The organism is Sphingomonas sp. jy18 (assembly GCF_056931895.1).
The window spans coordinates 1-3,940 of record NZ_JBXPBT010000016.1; the positions used below are offsets into that span (position 1 = coordinate 1).

General features: G+C 62.4%; 2 protein-coding genes. Both read left to right on the forward strand.

Annotated features, from left to right (window positions below; translation table 11 throughout):
- A partial coding sequence (locus tag AC0QC4_RS16605; RefSeq protein ID WP_483661203.1) for an efflux RND transporter permease subunit occupies window positions 1–2,902 on the forward strand: 2,902 nt, incomplete at its 5' end.
- Window positions 2,903–3,015: 113 nt separating this feature from the next.
- Window positions 3,016–3,936: a cation diffusion facilitator family transporter gene (locus AC0QC4_RS16610; protein WP_483661204.1), complete on the forward strand. Its 921-nt coding sequence runs from the start codon at window positions 3,016–3,018 to the stop codon at window positions 3,934–3,936.
- The last annotated feature ends 4 nt before the right edge of the window (window positions 3,937–3,940 follow it).

Consider the following 3,940-nt stretch of genomic DNA (forward strand, 5'->3'; position numbering starts at 1 on the left):
GACGCAGGCGGCGGGCACATTGCCACCCGGGGTGGATCCACAAATCGGACCGGTATCTACCGGCCTTGGCGAAGTGCTGATGTGGACAGTCGACTTCGCGCATCCCGACGGGCGCGGGGCTCCGCGCGCGCGGACCGGGCAGCCGGGCTGGCAAAATGACGGCAGCTATCTTACGCCTGAGGGACAGCGGCTGACGACGCCGGAAGAGCGGCTGACCTACCTGCGCACGGTCCAAGACTGGATCATTCGGCCACAGATGCGTCAGGTTGCCAATGTGGCGGGTGTCGACGCCATCGGCGGTTTCGTGAAGCAGTATGAAGTCGCACCCGATACGGTGCGTCTGGCCGCCGCCGATCTATCGATGACCGATCTCGTCGACGCGCTCGAACGTGGCAATGTATCGAGCGGTGCGGGCGTGGTCGAGCGCAACGGGGAAGGACTGGTGGTTCGCGCCGATGCCCGGGTGTCACGCGGGTCTGAAATTGCCAATATCGTGATTGCCCAGCGAGGCGGGGCGCCGGTGCGGGTCATTGATGTCGCGACCATTTCGTCGGGTCGCGAGGTCCGCACGGGTGCAGCCAGCGTCAATGGTCATGGCGCTGTGGTTGGCACCGCCCTGATGCTTGCAGGTGGCAACAGCCGCACGGTGGCGGCCGAATCCGCCGAGAAGCTCGATGAGATCGGCGCGGCCCTCCCGCCCGGTATTGTCGTGACGCCGGTGCTTGATCGTTCGGTGCTGGTTGATGCGACGATCAGCACGGTGGCCAAGAACCTGACCGAGGGCGCGCTCCTTGTTATTGTCGTCCTGTTTCTGCTGCTCGGCAATTTCCGCGCTGCCATCATCACGGCGCTGGTGATCCCGCTGTCGATGCTGCTGGCGGCAATCGGGATGGTCAAAGGGGGTGTTTCAGGCAATCTGATGAGCCTCGGCGCGCTCGATTTCGGGCTGATTGTCGATGGCGCGGTCATCATCGTTGAAAATTGCCTGCGCCGTCTGGCCGAGCGTCAGCATCATGAAGACAGGTTGCTCAGTTTGCAGGAGCGGCTTCACGAAGTGATGGTTGCGGCGCGCGAGATGATCCGCCCGTCGGTGTTCGGTCAGGCCATCATTATCTTGGTGTATCTGCCGCTGCTCGCGTTCGACGGGGTGGAAGGCAAGATGTTCGCGCCGATGGCGATCACGGTGATGCTGGCACTGGCCGCAGCCTTTGTCCTCTCGCTGACCTTCGTACCAGCGATGGTGGCGCTGCTCGTGACTGGCAAGGTCGAGGAGAAGGAGCCGCGCGTGCTGGCGGCGACGCGGAGCCGTTATGAGCCATTGCTCGACAAGGCGCTGGCCCGGCCATGGGTGGCCATCGGCTCGGGAGCGGCAATTTTCCTTGTCGCGCTCATCGCTTTCACCAGCCTTGGTCGCGAGTTCATTCCCCAGCTCGACGAGAAGAATTTCGCGCTCCACGCGATGCGGATCCCGTCGACGAGTGTCGAGCAATCGGCCTCAATGCAGTTGCAGGTTGAGCGGGTGATTGCTGGCTTTCCGGAGGTCGCAACGGTCTTTTCAAAAACAGGCACGGCGGAAGTCGCGACCGACCCGATGCCGGGCAATGTGTCCGACACTTTCGTGATCCTGCGCCCTCGAGACGAGTGGACCGATCCGTCCGAAACGAAGGCCGCGCTGATTGCCCGGGTGGAAGCCCGCCTGAACACGCTGCTCGGCAACAATTATGAGTTCAGCCAGCCCATCCAGATGCGGTTCAATGAGCTGATTTCGGGCGTGCGCTCCGACGTGGCGGTCAAGGTCTATGGCGATGACTTCGAAACTTTGAATGCCACGGCGCAGCGCGTTGCAGCTGCGCTGCGCGCGGTCGACGGTGCTTCGGATGTCAAGGTTGAGCAGACCGAAGGCCTGCCGGCGCTGGTGATCGATTTCGACCGGGCAGCGATTGCAGCCTATGGTCTGTCGGTTGGCGACGTGACTGATGTGGTGCAGATCGCGCTCGGCGGCCGCGAAGCCGGGCTGGTGTTCGAAGGCGATCGGCGGTTTGATGTCGTGGTGCGCCTGCCCGAAGAGCAGCGGCGCGATCTCGATGCGCTTGCGGCCTTGCCAGTTGCATTGCCATCGGCAGATGGCACGGCGCGGTCCGTGCAGCTTGGCCAGCTCGTTCGCTTCCGCATTGAAAACGGTCCCAATCAGGTCAGCCGCGAGAATGGCAAGCGCCGGGTGGTGGTGCAGGCCAATGTGCGCGGGCGGGACTTGGGCTCGTTCGTTGCCGATGCGCAAGCCGCGGTCGCTAATGATGTACAGATTCCTCCGGGTCTGTGGATCGACTGGGGCGGGCAGTTCGAGAATCTCGAACGCGCGCAAAGCCGTCTGAGTATTGTGGTGCCACTCGTCTTCGCGGCGATCTTTGCCTTGCTTTACGCAGCCTTGGGATCGGCAAGCCGGGCGGCGATGGTCTTTTCGGCGGTCCCGCTGGCGCTGAGCGGCGGGGTGTTGTTCTTATGGCTGCGCGGCATGCCCTTTTCGGTCTCGGCAGCAGTTGGCTTCATTGCCTTGTCGGGCGTGGCCGTGCTCAATGGCCTCGTGATGATGTCGAGCATCCTTGCGCTGCGTCAGAACGGCAAGGGCGTGCTGGAATCGGTGCGCGAAGGTGCGCTGATGCGGCTTCGGCCCGTGCTGATGACCGCGTTGGTGGCCAGTCTCGGCTTCGTGCCAATGGCGCTGGCGAGCGGCACAGGTGCGGAAGTGCAGCGACCGATCGCGACGGTGGTGATCGGCGGATTGATCTCTGCGACCTTGCTGACCTTGGTCGTCCTGCCGGCGCTGGCCCGGCTTGTGCTTGACCGGGAAGCCAAGCGCTTTCCGGACGAAGAGCCTCAGCCGCTTTCGCCCGCGATGGCTTAGATGAATGAGCAAGAAAATAGACCAAAGCTCAGGAGAGACGCAATGAACAGCAGCGGTAACCGAAGTGCATCGGCTCCTGGCGGCCCTTGCAATGGTTCCTTGGTGGCAAGCTGATGGGCGCGGGTCATGAACATGGCAGTGCCGGTCACCAGGGCCACAGCCATGGCGCTGGTGCCAGCACCCGACGCCTTGCCATTGCACTCGGACTGACGACGACCTTCCTGATCGCCGAGTTGGTCGGGGCCTTTGTCTTTGACAGCCTGGCGCTGCTTTCTGACGCTGCGCATATGTTCACGGACAGTGCGGCGCTGGCGATTGCGCTGGCGGCGGTCAAGATCGGTCAGCGTCCGCCCGATGATCAGCGTACCTTCGGCTATCGCCGATTCGAGATACTGGCGGCGGCGTTCAATGCGATCCTGCTGTTCGCGGTCGCGGGCTATATCCTGATTGAGGGTGCCGGACGGTTTTTTGCACCACAGCCCGTCGAATCCGTCGGCATGCTGATCGTCGCAACGCTCGGGCTGCTTGTGAACCTTATTGCGATGCGGATCCTTGCCGGTGGCAAGGAGGACAGCCTAAACCTCAAGGGGGCCTATCTCGAGGTCTGGGCTGACATGCTTGGGTCGCTTGGCGTCATTGCTGCCGCCATCGCGATCTATTTTACCGGTCTCAACTGGATCGATCCGATTGTCGCGATTGGGATCGGCCTCTGGGTTCTGCCCCGCACGTGGATATTGCTGCGCGATACCACGCATATCCTCCTGCAAGGTGTACCGCGCGGATTTGACCTCAAAGCCATCCGCACTGCGATGGGCGAGATTGTTGGCGTGACGGGAGTTCATGACTTGCACTTGTGGTCGGTCGCTGGCGACGATGCCAGCTTGACCGCGCATGTTGCGATTGGTGGCGGGGAGGATGCAGAAGCGGTGCGGCGTGCCGTGGAAGACGTTCTGGAAGTGCGGTTCTCTATCCATCATGTCACAATCCAGACAGAAGCTGTTCCGTGCACCGATGATCCGGTACTGCATCGCTGAATTG

Excerpts from the sequence above, each read along its gene's own strand:
- AC0QC4_RS16610 (WP_483661204.1), top strand. The coding sequence starts at position 3,016 with ATGGGCGCGGGTCATGAACATGGCAGTGCCGGTCACCAGGGCCACAGC.